Source organism: Gordonibacter faecis (assembly GCF_030077735.1).
GTDB lineage: Bacteria > Actinomycetota > Coriobacteriia > Coriobacteriales > Eggerthellaceae > Gordonibacter > Gordonibacter faecis.
Genome location: NZ_JASJEU010000013.1, coordinates 297,659 through 322,438 on the forward strand (window position 1 = coordinate 297,659; position 24,780 = coordinate 322,438).

Genomic DNA, 24,780 nt, shown 5'->3' on the forward strand with positions numbered 1-24,780 from the left:
CGCTACGGAGGTTTTACCTCTTGTAAGACTTCGCCTTCAAGTCAGTCAGCCCGCGTCGTAAAGCTGGGATAAGTGGAACGCCTCTGGCGTACTAGCCAGCGCGAAAGCGCGTCACATAATATGGAGCAAGCGCGACGCCTGGGATGGCAAAAAACGTGCCTCGTGGAAAAATGCCCACGTCATGGTGTAATGACGCGCGGAATGCTCGCAAAATATCCGCCAGCGCGATGGCGCGTCACTTTCTTTCTTCACGCTTCCCCTGCTCGCGTAGGGCTTTCAACACGGCGCGCTTTTTGGCTTGCTTGTCGGCGTAGGCTTGGTGTTCGGCGCGACGCGCGGCGCGCTCGGCATCGGCGGCAGCCAGCTCATCGGCGTGGGCGGCGCGTTCGGCCTCGCGGGCGGCGGCGCGGGCTGCTTTTCGCTCGGCCCGCTCGGCGGCGGCTTCCGCATCCGAGAAGCGACACCCGCAGTAGTTCTGACGATACATACCCAGTTCACGGCTACGTCGCGTAGCCTCATCATAGAACGGCCGGAAGTCCTCAAACACCGCGCGCACGCCCGCGGCCGCCGCGGCGCGTTCCACTTCCTCACGGATGACATCGGTGTACTGGTAGGGGCTCACCGAAAGCGTAGTGCCAATGCCATCGAAGCCCGCCTCGGCCGCGCGCTGCGCCGTTTCCTCAAGCCGCGAGCGATAACACGCCCGGCAACGCGCCCGACGACGCTCCGGATCATCCGCAGCCAAACCCACACGCCCCGCGCATGCCTCCCAGGCCTCAGGCTCATAGGCGCCTTCCATCACGGATATCCCCTCGTCAGCCGCCCATTCGCGCAAGGTGGCCAAACGCCGCACATACTCATCCGCTGGCGCAATATTCGAGTTCGCATACAAAAGAGTCAACTCATGCCCCGCTGCCCGCAACACCCGAGAAGGCTCCAGCGAACAAGGCCCACAACACGCATGCAACAAAAGCTTCATCGCTCTCGCCTTTCTTGTAGCTTTGCTTACCCATGGTAAAACTACCTAATCTTGACGTCTCAGACGGCAAGAAATCACCAAATCTTGACGTCTCAGACGGCAAGATTGGGGAAGCAGTGTGGGTAAAAGATACATCCTTGTCATCAAGACCTGTGTCATCCTGTGCGAGAGAAGCGAGTCGAAGGATCCCGTTTGGTGCCAACGGGGAGACTTACTGCTATCGCCACACGGGATCCTTCGACTCCGCTCACTTCGTTCGCTTTGCTCAGGATGACAAGGTTCGGCGGCTTCGCCGCTTCCGCTTAGGATGGCAAGGGGGTTCGCATTCGGCGCTCAGGATGACAAGCTGTTTTTCGTTCCCCGCCCTTGGTCGTAGGGGTTTCATTGGGTTTTGGGTGGGGGTGGGGGGACTGCTTTATACTTACAGGCTTGGAACAGAGGCACTCGAATCGAGCAAAGGACTATCGCTATGACGCAACCTGGCTATCGCGCGGTTTTCTTCGATCTTGACGGCACGCTGCTGCCGATGGAAATTGACGAGTTCATGCGCTCGTATTTCGGCTCGCTGGGGGCGTATGTGGCGCGGTTCGGCGTGAGCCCGGAGGCGTTCATGGCGGGCATGAAGGCCGGCATCAAGAACATGGCGGCGCACGACGACAGCCTCCCCAACGCCGAGGCTTTTTGGGAGGGCTACTTCGCGCACGTTGACCGCGAGGCGTGCGATTGGCCGGTTGAGCTGGACCATTACTACGAGCACGAGTTCGGCAAAATAGGAGCGGACGTGGTGCCGAACCCTGCCGCCGCCCGTGCGGTGAACACGCTTGTCGCAAAGGGCTATCCGCTTGTGCTGGCCACCATGCCCATGTTCCCCGAGCGCGCCGTGCGCTGGCGCCTTGCGTGGGCGGGCATCGATCCCAGCCAGTTCGCGCGCCTCACGCACTTCCAGAACTCCACCAGCGTGAAGCCGAAGGCCACCTACTACGCCGAGAACCTGGCCGCGTGCGGTGTGGCGGGCGAAGACGTGCTCATGGTGGGGAATAACACGGTGGAAGATTTCAGCATTTGCGCGCTCGGGGCTGACGCGTACCTGGTCACCGACCACCTGCTCGACCCGACGGACCACTTCGACCTGGCCACGGTGAAGCACGGCACCATGGAGGAATTCGCTGCGTGGGCCGAGGCGCTTCCTGCCTGCGCAAACCCTGCGACCGACATCGAAGCGGGCCTCGTGCCCACGGCCGCGCGCGACGCCGCACTCGCAAGTAATCTCACCGGCGACGCCCCCAAAGCTCCCGGCAAAGACTTCTCCATCAGCGGAATGGAGGGCTAACTGTGGCGCTCTTCGACTGCACCTGCGAGGCGCAAAGCGGCCACGCCCGCGCCCTCGCCTACGAAACGGCGCACGGCACCTTCCACACCCCCCTGTTCATGCCCGTAGGCACCAGCGCCACGGTGAAGGGTGTCACCGTAGGTCAGCTGCGTGACCTTGGAAGCCAGGTGGTGCTCTCCAACACGTATCACCTGTCGTTGCGCCCCGGCGCGGACGTGGTGGCGGAAGCCGGCGGCGTCCACCGCTTCATGAACTACGACGGCCCCATGCTCACCGACTCGGGCGGCTTCCAGGTGTTCAGTCTGGCCGACACGCTCAAGCTGGACAACGACGGCCTCACCTTCCGCTCCATCTACGACGGCGCGAAAATCCGCTGGACGCCCGAGTCCAACATGGCTATCCAAGAGCAGCTGGGCGCCGACATTGCCATGCAGCTCGACCAGTGCACGCCGTACCCGGCCGAGAAGGCGTTCGTCGCGCGCGCGGTGGACCTGTCGGCCAACTGGGCGCGCCGCTGCCTGGCTGCACACAAACGCCCCGATCAGACGCTCTTCGGTATCGTGCAGGGTGGCATGGAGTTGGACCTGCGCCTGGAATCCATCCGCCGCCTCCGCGAAATCGAGGACGAAAGCTTGGCTGCAGGCGGCCGTCGCTTTGGCGGTTTCGGCATCGGCGGCTACTCGGTGGGCGAGGATCACGAGGTCATGTTCCAAACCCTCGGCGAGGTCGCGCGCGCCTGCCCGGAGGACCGCCCGCGCTACCTTATGGGAGTGGGTAACCCCACCACGCTCGTGCGCGCCGTCCGCGAAGGCGTGGACATGTTCGACTGCGTGCTGCCCACGCGCACGGCCCGCATGGGTACGGCGTTCTCATCCACCGGCCGCATGAACATGCGCAACGCCAAGTACACGCGCGACTTCGGCCCGCTCGATGCGGCGTGCACGTGCCCCACGTGCCAAAACCACAGCCGCGCCTATATTCGCCACCTCGTGAAGCAAAACGAAATGCTCGGAGGTATTCTGCTGTCAATCCACAACCTGCACTATCTTTTGGACCTCATGCGCCGCGCCCGCGAGGCCGTGCTGGCAGACGCCTACGAGGATTTCTACCAAGAATGGATGGCTAGTCCCGCTGCACAGGACTACTAGGAACGAACTTGTCAGGGGGGTGCTATATTTTTATCCGAGAATGATTCACGGATGATCAACAGATTTTCCCCCTGACGTCGTCGTTTTGTGGCACAATAGGAAAGTTCATGAAGCGATGCCGTTAAGCATCGCGCGTCGCAGCGTTTGCAAGGAGAACACGTCTCATGGCACTTGCCTCGAATTCAAAACCCCGGAAAAAGCCCAGCCGCATCTACGAACGGCGCAACATCTGGCTTCTCATCATTACCACTCTGCTGGTCATCGGCTCCATCTTCATGTTTGCCCCGCCGCAGGAGAAAATCAACCAAGGCCTGGACATCCAGGGCGGCCTGTCGGTGGTTCTCACCGCGAAGGGCGAAGGCGGCGCTGCCGTGTCGGCTGAAGACATGGAGAAAAGCCGCGCCATCATCGAGAGCCGCGTGAACGCGCTCGGTGCGTCGGAGGCTGTGGTGCAGGTGCAGGGCACCGACCAAATTCTCGTGCAAATTCCGGGCCTCACGGACACCGAGGATGCGCTCAACACCATCGGCAAAACCGGTAAGCTGGAATTCGCGCGTCTCGACTCGTTCACCGACGAAGACGTGAAAACCAAGATCGAAAACGGCCAGTTCGGCAGCGAGGCCACCATCACCGACGAGCTGGGTAACGCCCTGCCTGCCGGCGAGACGGAACACCTCAAGGTGGAAGACGGCACGTACACGCCTATTGTGACAGGTGCGAATATTACGAACGTTACCGTCGGCAAGCATAAGGAAACGTCGGCCGACTATGCCGTGAACGTGCGGCTGGACGGCGAAGGTACCTCGGCATTCGCCGAGGCAACAAAAGAACTTGCTCCCACGAGGGGCAAGATTGTCATCGTTTTGGACAACGAGGTACAGTCTGCTCCCGGTGTCGATTCTGAAATCCCCAACGGCGACGTGCAGATCACCGGCAACTACACGCTCGAAGACGCCAAGTCTCTCCAAACCGTGCTCGAAAGCGGCTCCTTGCCCGTGAGTTTCGAATACGCTCAAAGCCAGGTAGTAGGCCCGACGCTTGGTCAAGACGCCCTCAAGTCCGGCGTGATGGTGGCGCTCATCGGCCTGGCTGTGGTCATGTTCTACCTGCTGTTCTTCTACAAGGGCCTCGGTCTTATTACGGCGGCTGCTATGGCCATCTTCGCGCTGCTCTACTTGGGCATTTTGGCCACGCTGTCTTCATTCGGCCTGTTCAGCCTGTCTCTTGCGGGCATCGCGGGTATCGTGCTTACCATTGGTATGGCCGCGGACTCCTCCATTCTTACCATGGAGCGCTTCCGCGAGGAAATACGCATGGGCCGCAGCGTGCGCGCCGCGTCCATTACGGGCGTGAAGCACGCTATTGTGACGTCGGTGGACGCCGACCTTGTTACGCTGGTGTCCGCGCTGTCGCTGTTCTTCCTGGCCAGTGCTTCGGTCAAGGGCTTCGGCCTCACGCTGGCGCTGGGTATTATCTGCGACATCGCCATGATGTTGCTGTTCAAGGCACCGCTCATTCGCCTCATCGCTCCGCGCCTCATTGCGAAGCACCCGGGCTTCTGGGGCATCAAGGACAGCCTGGCTGCCTCCGACGACTTCAAGGCGCTCGCCGCGGCTGAGGGCACCTCCGTTGCCCAGGCCGAAGCGGGTGAGGCCATGAACCTAGCTGAAAGCGAGCAGGAGGCCGAGCGCACGTCCGGCCAGGCGGGCGAGGCCGCCGCGAAGGCTGCACGCAAGACCCGCGGCCGTTTCATCAAGCGCGACATCAACTTCCTCGGCTATCGCCGCGTATTCCTCACGGTGGCCGCCATTCTCGTGTGCGCGTCGTTCGCCATCGTGGGTGTGAAGGGCCTGAACTTCGGCATTGAGTTTGTGGGCGGCACGTCGGTGTCGTTCCATGGCACGGGCGACGTCACCACCGAGCAGATGCGCGAAGCCTTCAACGAGGCGGGCGAACCCGACGCCGTCATCCAAACCACGAACGCCGACGGCCAAGAGGGCTTCCTCGTGCGCACCACCACCACGAGTGCCGAAGAGGCCACCGCGCGCGCCAACGACGTGGCGGACAAGCTGGGGCTGAACACCGAAAGCTTCGAGGTAACCACCATCGGGCCCGACTGGGGCGCGAGCGTCATCCAGTCGTCGCTCATTGCGTTCCTCGTGTCCATTGTGCTTATCATCATCTACATTGCCATCCGCTTCGACTATAAGATGGGCATTACCGCCATCGTGGCGCTGCTGCACGACCTTGTGCTGGTCATGGGCATCTACGCGCTGGTGGGACGCGAGGTGAACCCAAACACCATTGCCGCGCTGCTCACCATCCTGGGCTACTCGCTTTACGACACGGTGGTCGTGTTCCACCGCATCAACGACAACATGCAGGATTCCGATATCAAGTGCACCTTCATGACCATGGCGAACCACTCGGTGAACCAGGTGCTCATTCGTACCATCAACACCACGCTGACCTCGCTCATTCCGGTACTCGCCATGATGCTGTTCGGTGGCGAAACGCTGAAAGACTTCGCGTTCGCCATGGTGATTGGCCTTGTGTGCGGTTCGTACTCGTCCATCGCTGTGGCCACGCCGCTCTATTCCATGTGGAAGACGCGCGAGCCGCGCTACGCGAAACTGGTGAAGAAATTCGGGCCGGAAGTGGGCCGCTTCGAGTTCGGTAACCCCAACGCGCTCACGGCCGCCGGCATCAAGAAGGCGAAGGCCGCTGCGGCGGCGGGCACGGCCACGGCCACGGATGTCCCGACCTCCGCAGAAGCCGCCGCGCCCGATCAGCACGGCTACGAAGCACCGCACGGCGCCGCGGCCTCCAAGTCGGCCGCGAAGCCCCCCAAAGCCAAGCGCAAAAAGCGCCCCGACAAGAAGTAACCTTTTTTGATACGAGAATGATGAGAGGGCGGCCGATGGCCGCCCTCTCGGTGATCTGATAGGTCTTAACCTGGGTTTGCTCTTAGCGCTTGAAGCGCTCCCGGTCGGCCAACTCGGCGTACCAGCGGGCGTAGATGTCGGGGCGGAAGTCCGGGTTCTCTTCAGCCCACTGTTTGGCCAGGAAAGGCTTGTCCACGTAGGACAAATCGATGGTGCCCAGGTGCAACTCCTGCTCGTCGGAACCAGGCGCACCGCAGGGCCCACCCGCGTAATAGTGCACGGCCGGCACGTTCTTGCCGGGACCTATCACGCTGCTGCCGCCCACGAAATCGTCAGTGATGGCGCAGCCCGTGCAGTTCGCCGAGGCGATGAACACGTCGTTGTTCGCGGCCAGATACTCCAGCGAGTCCTTAATGTTGCGCGCGGTCACACCCGTGTTCACGGCGAACGGGTTCGCAATGATGCGACAGCCACTCGCCCGGTAATAGCGCATGACCTCGGAGAACACGAACGTGTCGTAGCAGATGCTCACGCCTACCGGCCCCCAGGGTGTGCCGAACATGAACGGTTCGTCGCCGCGGCCCGCCCAGGTGGGCTCATCGGCTGGCAGATGCATCTTACGGTAGCGGCCCAGCACCCCGTCGGGCCCGCAGGCCACAGCGGCGTTGTACACGGTGCCGTCCTCGGAACGCTCGGCCAGTCCGAATACGGCGTACACACCCAGGCGGTGCGTGGCTTCGGCCACGGCCTCGGTGGACGGTCCGGGGATGGGCTCGGCTAGCCGGTAGTGCATGCGCTCGTCGCCCTCGTGTGTAAGGTCGGCATCGTAGCCGGTGAGCGCCGTCTCGGGCAGCACCACGAGGTTTGCCCCGCGCGCCGCTGCGCATTCGATGTAGCCGATGATGCGGTTCAGGTTCCGTTCCTTGTCGCCCCAGCGCGGCTCGTACGTGACCACGGCGACGTTCATGATGTCTTTCATGAAGAATTCCTTTCCGGCAAGGCGTCGCGCTTTGCCATCTTCTTTATCAACTTTTCCGATGCATATCTGTCACTCCGGCTGTCATTCCGACCTGCGGCGGGCCGATTGCACGAAGGGTGAGACTCCCGGCTGTTCTGGTGTGGCATTCGGCTCTACTAGCGCAGCTTCGGCGTGACGAACGTGCACACGGCACCCACCACGGTAAGCGGCACCATGAGATAGAACGCCATATCCCAGCCCACTGCCTCGATGAGCAGACCTACCAAGCTGGAGCTCAGGAAGATGCCCACCCACTGGAACGTGTTCAGCAGCGCCACAGCCATGTCGCCCTGTGCGGGTGGCACGAGTTCGGCCACGGCTGAGAAGCACAGGCCCACGATGCCCATAACCGCGATGCCGAACAGCACCACCAACACAATGAACACGCCGGTGGGCCAGGTGGGCATGAGTGCGTAGGTCACGGCGCTGGCTAGCATGAGCACACCGAGCGGCTTCTTGCGCGAGCCCATCTTGTCCGATATCATGCCCACCACGATGCCTACGGGGATGCCCACGAGCGGCGCAATGCTCACAATGGAACTGGCCGTTGCTGCATCCATGCCGCGCACTTCGGCCAGGTACGTGGGCAAGAACGAGATGACGCCCTGCTCGGCAATCAGATACACCATGAGCGTGATGCCGATGAGCCACATGCCCGGGTTCAGGAACACGTCCTTTGAGAACAGCTTCGCTGGCGCAGCCGAGGCGCCCTCGGGTGCCTCTGTGACCGGCGCTTCCTTAGCTTGTGCAGCCGCCGTAAGCGACACGTCCAGATTGCGCAGGGCTACGATCCATGCCACGAGGAACACGGCAGCGTAGATGGCCGTAAACCACCATACGTTCTCCCACGCGCCGCTCTCGGCAATACGGGGAGCCAGGTTGAACATGGCTATCTGGCCGAACGCCATAAAGCACATGAGAAGGCCCATGGCGCTGCCGCGGCGTCGGTCGTCGAACGAGCTGGCTACCGCTGCCGGCCCCAGCGTCATGAGTAGGATGAGCCCCACGCCCTCCACGATGCGGCTGCCCAGCATGACGGCGTACCCTAAGTCGAACGCACCTGTCACCGATCCGGCCAGGATGGCGGCCAGGGCAATGATGCCCGTCTTGTAGTACCCCAGCTTCGCTATGATGACGCCGCTAGGAATAGCCAGGAAAATTCCCGAGAATACAAACACCGAGATGAGCAGCCCAGCCTGCCCAGCACCCGCGAGCCCCATGCTCTCCGTGAGCACCGGCACGATGGGTGCCACCTTGTTCAGACACATGGCTCCCGCCGTCATGGACATAAGCATCATGAACAACACGAGCCCGGGAGAGATCTTCTTGCGATTGGTCATTGTCTTCACCCCTTTCGCGGCCGTCTGGCCGCATCCGTGCGCGCCGTGCACCCGCTGAACCCTGAAACCGCAGGTGAGTGATAGCTGCGCTCATACCTCCCGTACTGCTCCCAGCTTACGCGCAGGGCTTTCTATAGCGGAACGAACGATATGGAGAGGGGTATCAATAGTCACGTGAGGCCGATTCAAAACATGCGTTCCGCTGCGTAGAATGAAGGTGAGGAACCGAAGGTGGGCCCATCCGGGCCGGTCGCAGACGAAACGGAGAAGGAGGCGGCCATGGACACACGCGATCTCAAGGTGTTCGTGGCCGTCTATGAGACGAAGAGCATCACGCGCGCAGCAAAGAATCAGTTCCTAAGCCCCCAGGGGTGCAGCAAAATCATCCAGAAGATAGAAGGCGAACTGAGCACGTCGCTGTTTGCCCGCAACCACTTCGGCGTTGCGCCCACGCCGCAGGGCGATGCGCTCTACCGCCGTGCGCAGATGGTTATTCGTCTGCTCGACGGCGTGAAGGACGAGGTGGAGGCCGCCCGTGCTCTCAAGTACACGCTGAATATCGCCTCGACACAGGGCGTTTCGGAGTACCTCTCGCTCGCATTCGTGCGCGATTTTTCCGAAAGCCATCCGCATATCAGCCCACGCATCATGGAAAGCCCCGACGCTATTGCGAAGCAGCGCACGCTTGACAACGTTGCCGAAGTTGGTGTGCTGGGTGGGCCGGTGGACCTGTCGGTGTTCCATGCCGTGCCGTTTACGCATCACCGGCCATGCCTGGTCATCAACGAGGCGAACCCATTGGCGCGCAAAGCTGCCATCGACTACGTCGATCTGGACAACCAGCCACTTGCCATGGTGAGCCGCGAGTTTGCCTCGCACCACCTGGTTGTGAATCGCCTGGCGAATGCTGGTGCGCATGCGGACATCGTGATGGAGGCCACCGAGCTGGACCTGTGCCACCGTCTGGCCGAGCAGGGGGACGCCATCGCCGTGTCGTTCGACTTCGCTGCCTGGGGTGGAAGACGCTCACATACGGTCATCCGTCCCTTCGCCGATCGCACGTTTCTCTGGGAGACGTTCATCGTCCGCAAGGCCGGTGCCAACTTGTCGCCCCAGGCCCAGGAGTTCTGCGACTTCGCCCTGTCTTGGGTGGCCGACCATCGTGCCGACCTCTTCCAATGGCCGGGTGCGTGAGGGCGCATACACTGGCTGGGGTCCTTTTCGGGAACGGGGTGCTCGGCGTGTCGGCGTTGATCGCAGGTGCACGCCGATCTCGTGAATGGGGAGGTGGTGGGCAGTCCGGTATGGGTGCGGTGTGCTATGCTACGGGGAACAAATGAGGCCAAACTGCGCAGGTAGATGAGGCCGCGAGAGGTAAGGAGTTGTGCATGCGCCAAGGTAGCGCGCCGAATTTTTGCCCGCCGGTGGAAGAGGGCATTGTTGTTGAATTTGAAGACGAGACGGGTGAACACATCGCCCTGGAGTTCTTGGGTATCATCCTGCACGGCGAGCGCCGCTACGGGTTTTTCTTCCCTGTGTCGGACGATGAGCCGGTGGGCTCGTCGGGTGAACTGGTGCTTCTCGAAGTGACCGAACTTGACGAAGACGAGCAGCCGGTTGCCTTCGAGCTGGTGGAGGATGAAGGCGTGGCCGCTGAGGTGTACGAGGACTTCAAGCAGGCCACCAAAGACCTCTACGACTTCGCGTAACGCGTGACCCATGCGTGTCTCGCGCGCAACCCGCGCAACGCGCTTCTCTCACCTGCCCGAGAAACAAACGACGGCCGGGTGTACCTTTGCAGGTGACACCCGGCCGTCGTATACGGTCAAAGAGGGTGCCCACACGGGCAGACTGGTCTAGCGGCCGAAGCGATCCCAGCCGCCGTCAGGCTTTACTAACTCAGACTGCGCGATGGCGGCCAAGTACATAATTTCGTTGCAAATGGAACGCTCTAAAGTGCAAACCTCTTCTTCGGTTTGCGCGGTCGCGAAGATGCGACCGACGGCGGTCTTGATAATATCTATTTGCTGTTCGTAATCATCATTCCCCATAATGTGTCCTACGGCGTCATCTATCCTTATATATAATCTAATTACTCATACTAAATGTTATACTACTGTAAACCAACTGCAATAAATGCACAGTTTACGACATTTCAGACACGCGGCGGGGGCCTTTTTCGGTTCGCGGTCGATTACATGGAATGCCCACTGTAGCAGGTTTGGACGCCTAGAATGCTAAGGGCTCCCAACTCCCGTCGATGTCACAGATCCACGCCTGGGGTTCGGCAACCGAAAAGAACGTGAGTTCGGGGTCGTTCGGCCCGTCGTGCACTTCTCCCAGGGCAGCCATATGCTCGAAGCCCGCGCGGCGCACGTCCGCGTTCGCGCGGTCATCCAGGTCGGCGCGTCCGCGCAGAATGATCCAGCCGCTGCCCGGTCGCCAGGCGGTTACCTCGAACTTCGGGTTCGCCTGCAACTCGCGGTACACGTCTTTTGTGGTGGCGGTGCAAAACCAGATGCGCCCGTCCTGTTCGGCGGCGAAGCTGAAGGGGCGCACATGCGGCTGGTCGCCCTCGCACGTGGCCAGATACCACGCCGGTACGCTGGTCAAATATTCAATGATGGTTTCGTTTGCGGTCATGGGGCATCCTTTCGGTTAGTGGGGAAGGAAGTTGGTGAGGACAACAGCCACCAGCATGGACACGAGCACGCCCGTGGCCACCGCGTCGCGCCGCGTGAGGCGCAGCGGGTGGAGGCGCGTCCGTCCGGACCCTCCGTGGTAGCAGCGGGCGTCCATGGCGCCTGAGAGCGTCTCTGCATGACGAAAGGCGCTGGTGAACAGCGGCACCATGAGCGAAGTGAGCGAGGACACGCCGCCCTTGAACGGGTTGGCGGTAAACGTGGCACCGCGGCTCATCTGCGCGCGGCGGATGGTTTGCAGTTCAAAGGCGAACTGGGGCAGAAAGCGCAGGGCAATACCCATCATCATGCCCAGCTCGTGCGCCGGCACGCCTACGCGGGTGAAGGGGCCAAGCAGCCGCTCGAACGCTTCGGTGATGTCAAGCGTGGTGGTGGTCAGCGTGAGCAGGCTCATGCCCAAAAGCAGCAGCACCAAGCGACACGCGATGAACGCCGCCGACACGAGGCCCCCTTCGCTCACCTGAATAATCCACCAGGAGAACAGCACGGGCCCGTCCTGCACGAAGAATATGTTGAGCAGCGCGGTTATCACCACGATAAACGCCAAAGGAGCAATAGATGTAAGCGCCGCGCCCGCCGGGATTTCTGCCAGCATGAAGAACCCCACCACGAACAGGGCGCACACAGCCAGGCCCCAAAACGTCTGGGCCGCAAACACCACGGCCATGAACGCGAGCGACAACACCAATTTCGCGCGTGGATCCAGGCGGTGAAGCGGGCTTGAGCCGGGCCAGTAGCGGCCGATGATGGCGGTATCAGGCATGCGCGTTCCCCTTCGCCTGCGCCGCACCGGTCAGTTGGGCGGCCAGGTCATCCGCCAGCGATTCATCGTCGTACAGGGCGCGCGGCAAGCTGAACCCGCAGGTGCGCAGCTCGTGGGCGAGACGCTGGGCCGCGGGCACATCAAGGCCGATGGCGCGCAGTTCCTCGCCGCGCGCGAACACTTCCTCAGGCGTGCCAAGCGCGAACAACTCACCCTCGTTCAGTACGAGGATGCGGTCGGCCAGCCGCGCCAAATCGTCCATGCTGTGCGACACCATGACCACGGTGAGGCCGCCTGCGTGCAGGCCAGCCACCAGGTCTAAGAACTCCGCGCGCCCCACGGGGTCGAGGCCCGCCATGGGTTCATCCAGCACCAGCACACGCGGCTCCATGGCCAGCACGCCCGCGAACGCCACGCGCCGCTGCTGGCCGCCCGACAACTCAAAGGGGCTCTTGTCGCGCACGTCGTCGAAAGCCAATCCCACACGCTCAAGCGCCCGGCGTACGCGCTGTTCCAGTTCATCGCCGGCAATGCCAAGGTTGCGTGGGCCGAACGCCACATCGTCGTACACCGTGGCGGCGAACAGCTGGTGCTCCGGGTACTGAAACACCATGCCTACCTGCCCGCGGCACTCCTGCGCCACGCGCTTGTCGGCCACATCGCGCCCTGCAAACAGCACGCGCCCGCGCGTGGGATGCACGAGACCGTTCAGGTGCTGCACAAGCGTGCTCTTGCCGCTGCCGGTGTGCCCGGCGATGCCGAGAAATTCCCCGTCGCGCAGCTGAAAGCTGATGTCGCGCAGCGCCCATATGGCGTTGGGGTCGGTGCCCCACACCGGCTTGCCGTGCGCTTGCACCGAGGGCGGCTCTTCGGCGGCCCCGCGTTTCGCACGGCGCGCGCGCCGCTTCTTCTGATGCTCGGGGTTGGTGTATGAGTAGCTTACGCCTTCGAAAGTAAGCGGCACAGCTCCTCCTTCAGCTCGTTCTCGGAAACGGTCACGTTCACGTCCACGCCGCGCTCGCGCAGTAGGCAGGATAGGCGGCACGCGAATGGCACGTTCAGGTTCAAATGCTCCAGAAGCGCCGCCTGCGTGAGTACCTCAGACGGCGGGCCGTCCAGGCGCACGTGGCCTCCGTCGAGTACCACCACACGGTCGGCCTGGGCGGCCTCTTCCATGAAGTGCGTGATCATGACTACGGTCATGCCGCGCTCGTGCAGCGTGCGCGCCACGCGCATAAGCCCCGCGCGTCCGCGGGGGTCGAGCATGGCCGTGGCCTCGTCTAGTATGAGTATGTCGGGCTCCATGGCCAGCACTCCCGCAATGGCCACGCGCTGCTTCTGGCCGCCCGAAAGCGCGTTTGTTTCACGTGTGTCGAAGCCTTGCAGCCCCACATCGGCCAGCGCATCGGCCACGCGTTCACGCAGTTCATCGGCGGGTACGCCCAGGTTTTCGGGGCCAAACGCCACGTCGTTTTCCACGAGGCTGGCCACCAGTTGGTCGTCGGGGTTTTGAAACACCATGCCTGCGTTGCTGCGGATGAAGTAGGTGGCGGACTCGTCGGCCGTGCTGCGCCCGAGCACCGACACCGTACCCTCGTCGGGCACGAGCAGTGCGTTTATGTGCTTGGCCAGCGTGGACTTGCCCGACCCGTTGCCGCCGAGCACGCACACAAACTGCCCGCGCTCGATGCGCAGGTTGATGCCGTCCAGCACGAAGGCATCGCCATCGTAAGAAAACGCCACGTTCGAGAACTCTATCAAGGTGGTCCTTTCGGGTTGGTTCGGGGGAGGTGGAGGGCGGGGTGGGGGTGGAGCGCCGCGGTTGCCGGCCGCGGGCAGCGGGCCGTCGCCCGCGCTTGCTGCACCTGCGCCCTTGGCGGCGTTTAGCGGCCCTTCACCTGCTTTTTCTTCGGCGTAATAAGGTTCGACACACTCTTGTACACCACCAGTGTCAGCACGCTGTTCAGAATGGCTTTGATCAGGTTGAACGGCGTGAGGATAGGCAGCACCATAGCCACCACGGCATCGAAGGGCACACCCAGCCACGCGGGCGTAATCACCAGGTTGCCGAGGATGGCCATGAGGGTGGCGAGCACCACGCTCAGCGTCAGACCCGCAACGGCCGCCTTGAACGTGCGGCGCTTGCGGTAGATGAGCGCCGCCGGCAGAATGAAGCCACTCACCACCAGGATGTTCATGATAGCGCCCGAGAAGTCGGCCATCAAAATGCCGTGGAGGATGGCTCCCACAAAGCCCACCGCCAGGCCCGCGCCCGGCCCGAAGGCGAAGCCGCACACCATGGCCGGCATGGCCGACGCGTCGTATTTAAGCCAGGGCGCGCCCGGCAGCAGGGGAAACTCAATGAACGACAGCAGCACGCCAATGGCGCACATCAGCGCCATGGTCACCAGCTGGCGGGTATCCCATTTGTTCGTGTTGGTGAATTCCAGATCGGGCGTGCGCGGCGTGCGTTCCGCGTCCAACGCGTCCACGTCCTGCACTCCCTGTGTGCTCGGCACATTTTCGGCCATGAGGGCACCTTCCTTTCGCGGGGGCGTGGTGTTGCGGGTTCCTTCTTGCCCCACAAAAAAGAAGAGAGCCCGTATGAATTCCGCTCGGTTCCATACGGGCTCGTTATTCGCAGGAAGTGCGGCGCACGAAGCGGCCGGCCTTCACGCGAACTCTGCCTCTTCCATCCGGACTTTAACCGTTGGTCCCGGAGTTTCACCGGTGTCAGCCTGCTGCGGCGCGCGGCGGGGACTATCCCGTGCGCGTCCGTCGCAGGGTCGCGGACTCTCGGCTTCGCGAGCGCGTACGCGCCGCTATCCGATTACCGCCAGTGAGGAATTTCACCTCGCCCTGAAACAGAATCCATCACCGCGTATTGTAACAACCAGTTATCCCCCGCACAACCGGACACTTTCCCCACCCTGGGGTAGGGCTCAGTTGTGTGCGTCGGGGGCAGATTCGCCTTTGTGGGGTGCTTTTCGGGTACAATACCTGGCCGTATGTTTGAAATCCTCGAAAGCATAGATGCGTTTGTCTGGGGCCCGGCCATGATCGTGCTCCTTTTGGGCACGCATGTATTCCTCACGTTCAAGACGGGCTTCATCCAGCGTAAGTTACCGCAGGCCATTCGGCTGTCGTTCCAGAAAGACCCGGAGGGCCGCGGCGACATTTCCAACTTCGGCGCGCTGGCCACCGCGTTGGCGGCCACCATTGGTACGGGCTCCATCGTGGGCGTGGCTACGGCTATTCTTGCAGGTGGGCCGGGCGCGGTGTTCTGGATGTGGATTACCGGCGTGTTCGGCATTGCCACCAAGTACGTGGAGGTGTACGCCGCGGTGAAGTACCGCGTGCGCGATCATGCGGGCAACATGCTGGGCGGCGCGATGTATGTGTGGGAGCGCGCGTTCAAGAAGAAGGACGGCCGCACGCCGTGGTGGGCGAAGCTGGGCGCCGTGGCGTTCGCCGCGTTCGCCACCGTGGCCACCATTGGTACGGGCTCGGCCGTGCAGGCGTCGGCGATGGCGGGCATCATCACGTCGAACGTGCCCGTGCCGGCGTGGATTGTGGGCATTATTATTGTGGTGCTGGTGTCGGTGGTTATCTTCGGCGGCGTGCGCTCCATCTCGAAAGTGTGCGAGAAGTTGGTGCCGTTCATGGCCGTGGCCTACGCGCTGGGGTGCCTGGTCATCTTGGTGATGAACGCGGGTGCGCTGGGGGAGGCCATCGTGCTCATCTTCGAGTGCGCGTTCACGGGCAAGGCGGCGTTCGGCGGCGCGGTGGGCTCGGGCATTATGATGGCGCTGCAATTCGGTTGCGCGCGCGGGCTGTTCTCGAACGAGTCGGGCCTGGGCTCCGCGCCCATCGTGGCAGCCGCGGCGAAGACGCGCAACCCCTCTGAGCAGGCGCTTATCGCCATGACGGGCACGTTCTGGTCCACGGTGGTCATCTGCGCGCTCACGGGCATTGTGCTGGTGTCGACCATGGTGGCGAACCCGTCCATCCAGGCGGACGTGCTGGCGAACCCGACGCTGTTCTCGGGCGCCGAGCTGGCGAGCGCCGCCTTCGCGAAAATCCCGTTCATTGGCACGCCCATTCTGGTGCTGGGCATGGTGGCGTTTTCGTACTCCACCATTTTGGGCTGGTCGTATTACGGCAACCGCTGCGTCACGTACCTGTTCGGCAAGCGCGCCATCAGGCCGTATCAGGTGCTCTACGTGGTGGTGGCGTTCCTTGGGGCCGTGGGCGTGGGCGACGTGATGTGGACTATCTCAGATATCGGCAACGCGCTCATGGCCATTCCGAACATTGTGGCTATTTTGCTGCTGTCTGGCCTTGTAGCCCGCGGCACCCGCCACTACGTCTACGACGATCATCTGGACGAAGTGGACGAAGAACCCATCCCGACGGTGGAAAGCAAGTAGAAACGCGGGCGGGGCGGCGCTGCGTTCGCGTGGGAATGTGGCGCGCTCCCTATTTTGGCGCGGGAGCATGCGCGAAGCGTGTCGCATCCCCCTGGTGTTTGTCCGTGGCCGGAAAACGATCTTCCGCTCGCTGATATTTTTGGTGTCGCGCATAGTGTGAGGCCTGTTGCGCGCCTATAATCCAACCACTTTAGTGCGAAAAAGTGCTTCTGCCGAAACGGATTGTCCGCCGCCCGGCCTCGTGCTCGCGCCACCTGCGCCCGCGCCTCGCATCCGCGCCTGCGCCCGCGCGCCCCGCGCTCCGGTCACTCGGTTTCGGCAACGGCTCTTTTCGCCTCGCCGGGGGACCGGCGTGAGAAAAGGGGGTTGTTATGGACATTGTCCAGTTCATCAACGACATCGACGCCTTTGTATGGGGCCCGCCGATGATCGTACTGCTGCTGGGGTCGCACCTGTTCCTCACCATCCGCACGGGCTTCATTCAGCGCAAACTGCCCACGGCTATTAAGCTGTCGGTGACGAAAGACCCGGACGCGCCCGGCGACATTAGCCAGTTCGGCGCGCTCACTACGGCGCTGTCAGCCACCATCGGCACGGGCAACATCGTGGGCGTGGCCACGGCCATTCTCGCAGGTGGGCCGGGTGCGGTGTTGTGGATGTGGCTCACCGGCGTGTTCGGCATTGCCACGAAGTACTCCGAGACGTATGCCGCCGTGAAGTACCGCGTGCGCGACCACAAGGGCAACATGCTGGGCGGCGCCATGTACGCGTGGCGGCGCGGCTTCGAGAAAGACGGCAAGGCTCCCTGGTGGGCGATGCTTGGCGCGGGCGCGTTTGCCCTGTTCGCGGCCATCGCATCGTTCGGCATTGGGTCGGCCGTGCAGTCCAGCGCCATGACGGGCATCATTCTGTCAAACGCGCCGGGCATCCCCGCGTGGGGCATCGGCCTGGCTATTGCCATCATGGTGTCCATCGTCATCTTCGGCGGCGTGAAAGTTATTTCGAAGGTGTGCGAGAAGCTGGTGCCGTTCATGGCTATTGCGTATGTGTGGGGCTGCATCATGATCATTGGCATCAACTGGGAATACGTATGGCCCGCCATCTGCCTCATCTTCGAGTGCGCCTTTACACCCAAGGCCGCGTTTGGCGGCGCGGTGGGAAGCGGCCTCATGATGGCGCTGCAGTTCGGCTGCGCGCGCGGCCTGTTTTCCAACGAGTCGGGCCTGGGCTCCGCGCCCATCGTGGCCTCCGCGGCTTCCACGCGCAACCCGGCGCGTCAGGCGCTCGTGTCCATGACGGGCACGTTCTGGGATACGGTGGTCATCTGCGCGCTCACGGGCATTGTGCTGGTATCCACGCTCATTGCGAACCCCGGCATTCTCGATTCCGGTCAGATTCACGCCGGCGCCGACCTCACCAGCGCGGCGTTCGCCTCCATTCCCTACATTGGCACGCCCATCCTGGTCATCGGCATGATTCTGTTCGCGTACTCCACCATTCTGGGCTGGTCGTACTACGGCAACCGCTGCGTGGCCTACCTGTTCGGCAAGCACGGCGTGCGCCCCTACCAGGTGCTGTATGTGGTGGTGGCGTTCCTTGGCGCCATCGGCATTGGCGACTTGGTGTGGACCGTCTCCGACATCACGAACGCCCTCATGGCGGTGCCGAATATCATTGTGGTGCTGCTGCTCTCAGGCCTGATAGCGCGTGAAACCAAGCACTACGTATGGGATAAGAATCTGGAAGAAACCGACGAGACACCTATTCCCGTGCTTGAGTCGAAGTAGGGCGGGCGCGCTGTGCGAACTTCAAACGTGCGCGTGTCACCCACCTCATAACTACGTCAAGATGCCAGGTTAACCGTAGGGCAAGGGCTCTGCCCTTGCCGCCAACTACGTTCGACCTGGCACGTTTATTATTACCAAGCATCGCTGCAACAAAGTGTGACGCGCTTCGCGCTGCCTAATATGCCACGAGTTTTCTCGAGTCCCCTACCTTATGACGCGGGTTGACTGGCTTGTCGGCGTTGACTTGCAAGAAGCATAACCTCCGTAGGGGTGCACTCCAGTGCACCCGTTCGCGCGAAGCGCGAAAACGCAGGTCGCACTCATGTTTTCTGCCCGCGTCGGAGCGGGTGCTTTCCTAAAGGGACTAGGCGCTGCGCGCCGCGGTAGCGCCCCTACGGGTATGGCCACACAAGCACATTAGCCGTAGAAGAACTTGCCCTCGTCATGGTGATAGGGATGCGTATACCATCCCGGTGTAATCAATAGCGCGAAGCGCGTCACACTTTTGCTGCGCGCCACAACCCTCTCAACCATTCGCTGAATCAACAGGTCGGGGCTGATGGGCGTTGAGGGGCCTCCTATAATCGACGAAGCTTGTCAGAGGTGGCGGGCGAGAGGCGCCTTCTGTCTGCGGTGTATCCGGCCGCGTCAGGGCGGAGGGCAACGGAAAGGGGGACCGCATGTCCGGTTCGCAGAAGGCTTTGAAAGTTGTGTCCATCATTCTCATCGTGTACGCCCTTATCGCGGCGGCGTTTGGCGTGTTCATGGCCGTGGGTGCTTCGCTTTTGGACGGGCAAACGGTCGATGTTAGCGGCACCACTATCGAGGCCGGCCTGATGGCAGGCGTGCTGGGTGGCACCATTATCGTGGGCGCCGTCATCAACTTCATCATTGGCCTTCTGGGCCTGCGCGGCGCAAAAGACGCAAAAAAGATTGGCCCCTTCTTCGTGCTCTGCATTATTGGCGTGGCGCTGAGTCTTGTCAGTCTGGGCATGTCCCTCGCTCAAGGCACGTTCAGCCCGTTCTCCCTGATATCCCTCGCCATCATCATTATCTGCCTGGTGCTGGCGTCGAAGGTGCGCAACCAGCGCTAACGCGTTCGTCATCCGAAATGCTGAAAGCTTTCGAAGAGGCTGTCGCTCACGCGGCGGCCTCTTTTACTGTGCGGGGCCGCGCCGCGCGAAACAGGATAAAGCCTTTTACCACGCCGGCGACGAAAAGTAGGGCGGACGAAACCACCACCGTAATGAAAACGTCAGGCACAAAGGCTTGCGCAACCCACAGCGGTGTTCCGAAAAAGAGGGGAACAAGTGAGAGGATAAAAACCGGCAGCACCCCATGAACGAGTACAAGAAGTGCCACTTCAAACGACATTTTTCTGCGATCCCTTGTCCGAAGAAAGCGGGGAAGAAAACACCACGGCAGAAGCGCACTAATGAACACCGCGAGCATAATCAGATCAATCCACAGGTGCTCCATCACGTAGTCGCTGCTTGTGATTTCGTTTGGCGACTCGCCCAAAAGCATCAGGACTACGCCCCATCCAAGGGAATCCATCATCTCGTTGGTCACGAAATAATCGTTGACGTTCGCTTCGAGGGCGACGGCGATATCGCTTTCAGGCAAAATGAATACACACGAGGTTCCCGTTTCCACCAGCCCGCTGTGTCGCAGCACCGGTTCAGGAAGGGGCTCCTTCACGGTGGCCCAGCCGTAGCCGTACCAAAAGGGGACATCCTCTTCGACATACACGGTATCGCCGTAAAACATCGTCTCGATACTTTTCTGAGAAAGAATTCCGCTTCCGCCATTCAGGTACATTTGTAGATACTTCCCCAGGTCGCTCGCGGAAGAGGAAAGGTAACCCGCTGGCACGGTGATCCAGGCGTCGCGCGAGGAAGGAAAGTGAGACGCGGCTTTGAGCGGGATGCCCCAGTAATTGGTGTACCCATCAATCAACCCATTTTCGTTACTTTCATCAAGCGTTGCGGCGGTGTGTGAAAGCCCCAGCGGCTCAAGCACCTGGGCGGAGAGGTATTCGGCATACGGCGTGCCCGTGACGGCCTCGATGATTTCTCCCAGCAGGGAATAATTCACATTCGCATAGTGGTGAACGCCCTGATCATTAACCAGGTGGTAATTACCAAGCGTCTGATGTTCGCCAAGCCCGCTGGTGTGGTTCAGCAACTGGCTAACCGTGATGGCATTGCCGTCGGTGGCATCCGGCAGATAGGTTGAAAGGGGCGCTGATAGATCTATCTTTTGCTGCTCGACCAACTGCATGATGCAGATTGCCGTAAACGACTTGGTCACCGAGCCGAGCAAAAAGGGCGTATTGCTGCTGTCGCACTGCCCGTACGTTCCGGAAAACAGCACGTCGTCCTTACCAACAATGCGCACCGAAAGGGCGGGAATATGCGCGTTCGTGGCACACGTTTGCAGGTACGTGTCGATGGTCTGATAGTCCACCCGCGAAGCCGATTCCGCCCGCGAAGGCGATTCCGCTCGTTCGTCCGCATGAGCAGCCGGAACGGCACCCAAAGCCACAACCAACCAAAGGACCCAGAACGCCACAAAAGCCGCACCCAATTTTCTACAAGAACACGTGACCATCGTCTTCCTTTTGTTGTAGCCTCTTTGCCGCGGGCCTAGTTCACTAGTACCTCAACAGGGGGAAGGGCATCCGGATTGAGGGTTTTCAGCTGGTAGGTGGTTTGCAGCTGTAGCCAAAAATCGGGCGTGGTTCCTAGTGCCGTGCCAATGAGATACGCCATTTCAGGTGTGATGGCGCGCTTGCCATGAATAATGTCCGAGATGGCAGACTGCGGTTTCCCGATTGCCTTTGCCAACCGGTATTGCGAAATTCCCAGCTCATCAAGAAACTCTTCCTTAAGAATTTCCCCCGGGGTAGAAATATAAGAATCAATGGTAGTCAACAAACTCAACTCCTTCGATGCCCAGAGGAATATATACTTCTGTTGCGCAGAATACTACTGCATTGCAGATACTATCAAGCGAACATTTGTTTTCCTTTTTATACTGCGCGACACAGCTAATGTCAAATTCTTTTTTACTAACTTGGTAATACGTCTTCATGGTTTGGAGGGGTTGGGGTTTGGGGGAGTGAGGGGGCGTTTCTGCGTTATGATGGCGGGCATGGGAAACGATGCGAAGAAAACGATAGCCGTACTTGGCGGTGGCGCGGCCGGGTTGGCGGCGGCCATTGCGGCGGCGGAGGCGCTGCGCGCGGCGGGTGTGTCCGCGCGCGTGGTGGTGTATGAGGCTGATGAGCGGGTGGGTCGCTCCATTTTGGCGACGGGCAACGGTCGCTGCAACTTCTCGAACGCGCACGTGGAGGCGGACGTGTACCGCAACACGGCATTTGTGGGCGACGCGCTGGCTGAACTGCGCTGTCAGGCGTGTGCGGCCGACGGAGTGTGTCAGCTTGCCGACGATCCGGTGCACGCATTCTTCGCTGACCTGGGACTTCTGTGGCGCGAGGAAAGCGAGGGGCGGCTTTACCCCCTGGCGAACAAGGCCTCCAGCGTGTTGGACGTGCTGCGCGCGGTGGCGCGCGAGCGGAGCGTTATTGAAGAGTGTGCATGCGCGGCGGTGCGCGTGGATGCGCCGTCGAAGCCCGGCGAGCGCTTTCATGTGCGTTTCGCCGACGGGCGCGTGGCGCATGCCGATGCCGTGGTAGTGGCTGCGGGCGGGCGAGCCGCGCGCGAACTGGTCCCGGCGGGCACGCCTTATAGTGAGCCGCGGCCGGTGTTGGGGCCGTTGTGCACGGATACTGCCGTCGTTAAGCAGTTGAACAACATCCGGGTGCGCTGTGCGGTGGAGCTGTGGGGTAAGTCTGGCGAAGCGGTGGCGGATGCTGCGGGTTTTGCCGAGCACGCTGCAGGCGGCCGCTCATTCAAGGCGCGCGAAGAGGGCGAGGTGCTCTTCCGCGACTACGGCGTGTCGGGCATTGCTGTGTTTAACCTGTCGCGCTTCGCAGAGCCGGGCGACCTTCTGCTGATAGATCTTCTGCCTGCTGTGCCTGCGGCCGAGTGCGAGGGCTTTTTGCATACGCGCCGCAAGCGTCTGGGTGTGGCTGGTCGCACGGTGACGGGCGATGACCTGCTGCGCGGTATGCTGCTGCCCGCCGTGGCGCAAGCGGTGCTGAAAGAGGCTGGCCTGCGCGAGAGTGCGCCGCTCACCAAGGCGAACGTACCTGAGCTCGCCCGCGCGTTGAAGGCATTCCCGCTGGTTGTGCGCGGTATGGGCGATGCGCGCCAGTGTCAGGTGTCGCGCGGCGGCTTCGCCGTGGAGGCGTTCGACGCGTGCACGATGGAGGCGCAGGGAGTTCCCGGTTTGCATGTGGTGGGCGAGGCGCTGGACGTGGACGCGCCCTGCGGCGGCTACAACCTGCACTGGGCGTGGGCAAGCGGCATCCTGGCCGGTCGACACGCCGCGCGCATAGCGGAGGCAGGGCGATGATTGAGGTTTCGAACGTGCGCCTGCCGCTGGATGCGGGCCTGCCGGATGGGGCCGGCGATGCGCTGGTACACGCCGCCGTCGCGCAGGCCCTTGGTGTGCGCCCGGGAGACGTGCATCTTGTGCACGTGCTCAAACGCAGCGTGGATGCGCGCAAGAAAACTGACGTGCACTTCGTGGCCACGCTGGCCGTGGAGCTGGCTGACAACGCCGCCGAAGAAGCGGCACTTGACGCAGCTGAAGCACGCAGCGGCGCGGGTGCAATTGCCGGCACGCACGTGAAGCGCCACCAGCCGTACAAGCCGCTGGATATTCCTAACTTGAACAGCGCCTTCGCCGCCTCCGGTGAGCCGCGTCCCGTGGTGGTGGGTGCGGGTCCAGCGGGTCTGTTCTGCGCGCTCTATCTGGCGCGCGTCGGGCTGCGGCCGCTCGTGCTGGAGCGTGGCGGTGACGTGGATGAGCGTTTGGCAACCGTAGCGGCGTTCGATGCCGGCGGCGAGTTGGACACGTGCACAAATATCCAGTTCGGCGAAGGCGGCGCCGGCACGTTCAGCGACGGCAAACTCACCACCAACATCAAAAGCCCCTTCGCAGGGCACGTGACGCACTGGTTCGCCGAGGCGGGCGCCCCGAAAGAGGTGCTCTGGCAGGCGAAGCCACATATCGGCACCGACCTTTTGGTGGATGTGGTGCGCACGCTGCGCCAAAGCATCATTAAGGCCGGCGGAGAGGTGCGCTTCCATGCGCAGGTAGAGCGGCTGGTGTGCGAGGACGGCGTGCTGGCGGCGGTCGACGTGCGCGACACGCGCACCGGCGAGCAGCAGCGCGTGGCGGCTCGGCGCGTGGTGCTGGCGTGCGGCCACTCGGCGCGCGACACGTTCGAGGCCGTGCGCGACGCAGGCTTCCGCATGGAGCAGAAGCCGTTTTCCGTGGGCGTGCGCATAGAGCACCCCCAGGTTGTCATCAACCGCGCGCAGTACGGCGAGGCCGCCGCGCACCCGGCACTCGGCGCGGCTGACTACAAGCTGGCCGTTCATCTGCCGGGTGGGCGCAGCGTCTACACGTTCTGCATGTGCCCAGGTGGCGAGGTGGTTTGCGCCGCCAGCGAGCCGGGTGGCGTGGTGGTGAACGGCATGAGCCGCTTCGCGCGCGACGGCGAAAACGCGAACAGCGCGCTTTTAGTGGGCGTGGGCCCCGAGGATTTCGAAAGCGATGACCCGCTGGCAGGCGTGGAGCTGCAACGGCGCATGGAGCGCGCGGCCTATGAGGCAGCCGTGAACGCTGGTGGTGCGCCCTATACGGCTCCCGCGCAGACAGTGGGCGACTTCCTGGCGAAGCGCGCGGGCGACGCGAGTTCCACGGTGTGTCCCACCTATGCGCGTGGCGTGGCGTGGTGCGACTTGCACACTGTGTTGCCTCCGTTTGTTGCCGAGGCGCTGGCCGAAGCACTGCCGCTTCTCGACCGCAAGCTGCACGGCTTCGCTGACGCGGGTGCCATCATGACTGGCGTAGAAACCCGCAGCTCAAGCCCCGTCCGCATAGTCCGCAACGAAACCCTGCAAGCTGTGATGGATGGGGAAGAGAAGACCGCGAAACTCGGCACCGGCCTCTATCCCTGCGGCGAGGGCGCCGGCTACGCCGGGGGCATCATGAGCGCCGCCTGCGACGGCCTCCGCGTAGCCACCGCATTAGCGTCCGAGTTTGAGAGCCCCCAAAAGTGACGCGCCCCCCGGAAAGAGTGACGCGCTCACGCGCTACCAATTACGCCGCAGGATGATCCCCTCCCTATCACCATGACGAGGGCTTATTCCTGTACCATAAACCTAACTAAAAGGTAACCAACGTAGTCCAGCTATAAAGAGTCAATAGGTAATTCGGGGTTTTTCTCGTTTGTTTTGGCTGCTTTTGATGACTGGATG

General features: G+C 62.0%; 21 protein-coding genes and 1 riboswitch. Of the genes, 10 read left to right on the forward strand and 11 right to left on the reverse strand.

From position 1 onward, the window contains the following. Positions 1-235: 235 nt before the first annotated feature. A complete protein-coding gene (locus QNJ86_RS07685; protein WP_283832020.1) occupies positions 236-979 on the reverse strand; it encodes an epoxyqueuosine reductase QueH in 744 nt (247 codons plus the stop codon). 469 nt (positions 980-1,448) lie between these two features. Here QNJ86_RS07685 and QNJ86_RS07690 point away from each other — a divergent pair, with 469 nt between their 5' ends. The 3 genes from QNJ86_RS07690 (at position 1,449) to secD (ending at position 6,342) form a co-directional block, all read left to right on the forward strand. After that, positions 1,449-2,309 carry an HAD family hydrolase gene (locus QNJ86_RS07690; RefSeq protein ID WP_283832021.1) on the forward strand — a complete coding sequence of 287 codons (861 nt, stop codon included), beginning with the start codon at positions 1,449-1,451 and terminating at the stop codon, positions 2,307-2,309. A gap of 2 nt (positions 2,310-2,311) precedes the next feature. Then, on the forward strand, positions 2,312-3,457 hold the full coding sequence (gene tgt / locus QNJ86_RS07695; protein ID WP_283832022.1) for a tRNA guanosine(34) transglycosylase Tgt: 1,146 nt from the start codon (positions 2,312-2,314) through the stop codon (positions 3,455-3,457). Positions 3,458-3,621: 164 nt separating this feature from the next. Beyond that, positions 3,622-6,342, forward strand: coding sequence for a protein translocase subunit SecD (gene secD, locus QNJ86_RS07700; RefSeq protein WP_283832023.1), 2,721 nt, complete (start codon positions 3,622-3,624; stop codon positions 6,340-6,342). An 82-nt stretch (positions 6,343-6,424) separates the two neighbouring features. Here the strand turns inward: secD and QNJ86_RS07705 are convergent, their stop codons facing one another. Together QNJ86_RS07705 and QNJ86_RS07710 are read right to left on the reverse strand one after the other, a co-directional pair. Further along, on the reverse strand, positions 6,425-7,321 hold the full coding sequence (locus QNJ86_RS07705) for a carbon-nitrogen hydrolase family protein (RefSeq protein ID WP_283832024.1): 897 nt from the start codon (positions 7,319-7,321) through the stop codon (positions 6,425-6,427). 155 nt (positions 7,322-7,476) lie between these two features. After that, positions 7,477-8,700 carry an MFS transporter gene (locus QNJ86_RS07710; protein WP_283832025.1) on the reverse strand — a complete coding sequence of 408 codons (1,224 nt, stop codon included), beginning with the start codon at positions 8,698-8,700 and terminating at the stop codon, positions 7,477-7,479. Positions 8,701-8,979: 279 nt separating this feature from the next. Here QNJ86_RS07710 and QNJ86_RS07715 point away from each other — a divergent pair, with 279 nt between their 5' ends. Together QNJ86_RS07715 and QNJ86_RS07720 are read left to right on the forward strand one after the other, a co-directional pair. Continuing rightward, positions 8,980-9,894, forward strand: a complete 915-nt coding sequence (locus QNJ86_RS07715) for a LysR family transcriptional regulator (RefSeq protein WP_283832026.1) — start codon at positions 8,980-8,982, stop codon at positions 9,892-9,894. 194 nt (positions 9,895-10,088) lie between these two features. Further along, entirely contained in the window at positions 10,089-10,409 is a 321-nt protein-coding gene (locus tag QNJ86_RS07720) for a DUF1292 domain-containing protein (RefSeq protein WP_283832027.1), read from the forward strand. A 147-nt stretch (positions 10,410-10,556) separates the two neighbouring features. On the opposite strand, the gene QNJ86_RS07725 is transcribed toward QNJ86_RS07720, so the two are convergent. From QNJ86_RS07725 to QNJ86_RS07750, 6 genes are all read right to left on the reverse strand, one after another. Further along, positions 10,557-10,751: a hypothetical protein gene (locus QNJ86_RS07725; protein WP_283832028.1), complete on the reverse strand. Its 195-nt coding sequence runs from the start codon at positions 10,749-10,751 to the stop codon at positions 10,557-10,559. Between the two features lie 178 nt (positions 10,752-10,929). After that, a complete protein-coding gene (locus QNJ86_RS07730) occupies positions 10,930-11,343 on the reverse strand; it encodes a pyridoxamine 5'-phosphate oxidase family protein (protein ID WP_283832029.1) in 414 nt (137 codons plus the stop codon). A 15-nt stretch (positions 11,344-11,358) separates the two neighbouring features. Beyond that, complete coding sequence (locus tag QNJ86_RS07735) at positions 11,359-12,165, reverse strand: energy-coupling factor transporter transmembrane component T family protein (RefSeq protein ID WP_283832030.1); 807 nt, start codon at positions 12,163-12,165, stop codon at positions 11,359-11,361. Next, complete coding sequence (locus tag QNJ86_RS07740; RefSeq protein WP_283832031.1) at positions 12,158-13,129, reverse strand: energy-coupling factor transporter ATPase; 972 nt, start codon at positions 13,127-13,129, stop codon at positions 12,158-12,160. Before QNJ86_RS07740 ends, QNJ86_RS07735 begins: the two co-directional genes overlap by 8 nt. Beyond that, positions 13,105-13,926: an energy-coupling factor transporter ATPase gene (locus QNJ86_RS07745; RefSeq protein ID WP_283832032.1), complete on the reverse strand. Its 822-nt coding sequence runs from the start codon at positions 13,924-13,926 to the stop codon at positions 13,105-13,107. The genes QNJ86_RS07740 and QNJ86_RS07745 overlap by 25 nt, the downstream gene beginning before the upstream one ends. A 122-nt stretch (positions 13,927-14,048) precedes the next feature. Continuing rightward, positions 14,049-14,696, reverse strand: a complete 648-nt coding sequence (locus QNJ86_RS07750; protein ID WP_283832033.1) for an ECF transporter S component — start codon at positions 14,694-14,696, stop codon at positions 14,049-14,051. A gap of 149 nt (positions 14,697-14,845) precedes the next feature. Continuing rightward, positions 14,846-15,036, reverse strand: a riboswitch (FMN riboswitch). Positions 15,037-15,173: 137 nt separating this feature from the next. Here QNJ86_RS07750 and QNJ86_RS07755 point away from each other — a divergent pair. From QNJ86_RS07755 to QNJ86_RS07765, 3 genes are all read left to right on the forward strand, one after another. Then, entirely contained in the window at positions 15,174-16,595 is a 1,422-nt protein-coding gene (locus QNJ86_RS07755) for an alanine/glycine:cation symporter family protein (RefSeq protein WP_283832034.1), read from the forward strand. A gap of 371 nt (positions 16,596-16,966) precedes the next feature. Further along, positions 16,967-18,382, forward strand: a complete 1,416-nt coding sequence (locus QNJ86_RS07760) for an alanine/glycine:cation symporter family protein (protein WP_283832035.1) — start codon at positions 16,967-16,969, stop codon at positions 18,380-18,382. Positions 18,383-19,062: 680 nt separating this feature from the next. Beyond that, entirely contained in the window at positions 19,063-19,476 is a 414-nt protein-coding gene (locus QNJ86_RS07765) for a hypothetical protein (protein WP_283832036.1), read from the forward strand. Positions 19,477-19,522: 46 nt separating this feature from the next. Here QNJ86_RS07765 and QNJ86_RS07770 read toward each other — a convergent pair whose 3' ends face one another. Both QNJ86_RS07770 and QNJ86_RS07775 read right to left on the reverse strand, forming a co-directional pair. Next, positions 19,523-20,995, reverse strand: a complete 1,473-nt coding sequence (locus tag QNJ86_RS07770; protein WP_283832037.1) for a serine hydrolase domain-containing protein — start codon at positions 20,993-20,995, stop codon at positions 19,523-19,525. Positions 20,996-21,030: 35 nt separating this feature from the next. Then, on the reverse strand, positions 21,031-21,321 hold the full coding sequence (locus QNJ86_RS07775; RefSeq protein ID WP_283832038.1) for a HigA family addiction module antitoxin: 291 nt from the start codon (positions 21,319-21,321) through the stop codon (positions 21,031-21,033). A 217-nt stretch (positions 21,322-21,538) separates the two neighbouring features. Between QNJ86_RS07775 and QNJ86_RS07780 the strand changes: the two genes are divergently transcribed. Beyond that, positions 21,539-22,864 (forward strand): aminoacetone oxidase family FAD-binding enzyme, encoded by a 1,326-nt coding sequence (locus QNJ86_RS07780; protein ID WP_283832039.1) that lies wholly within the window; start codon positions 21,539-21,541, stop codon positions 22,862-22,864. Beyond that, entirely contained in the window at positions 22,861-24,582 is a 1,722-nt protein-coding gene (locus tag QNJ86_RS07785; RefSeq protein WP_283832040.1) for an NAD(P)/FAD-dependent oxidoreductase, read from the forward strand. The genes QNJ86_RS07780 and QNJ86_RS07785 overlap by 4 nt, the downstream gene beginning before the upstream one ends. The last annotated feature ends 198 nt before the right edge of the window (positions 24,583-24,780 follow it).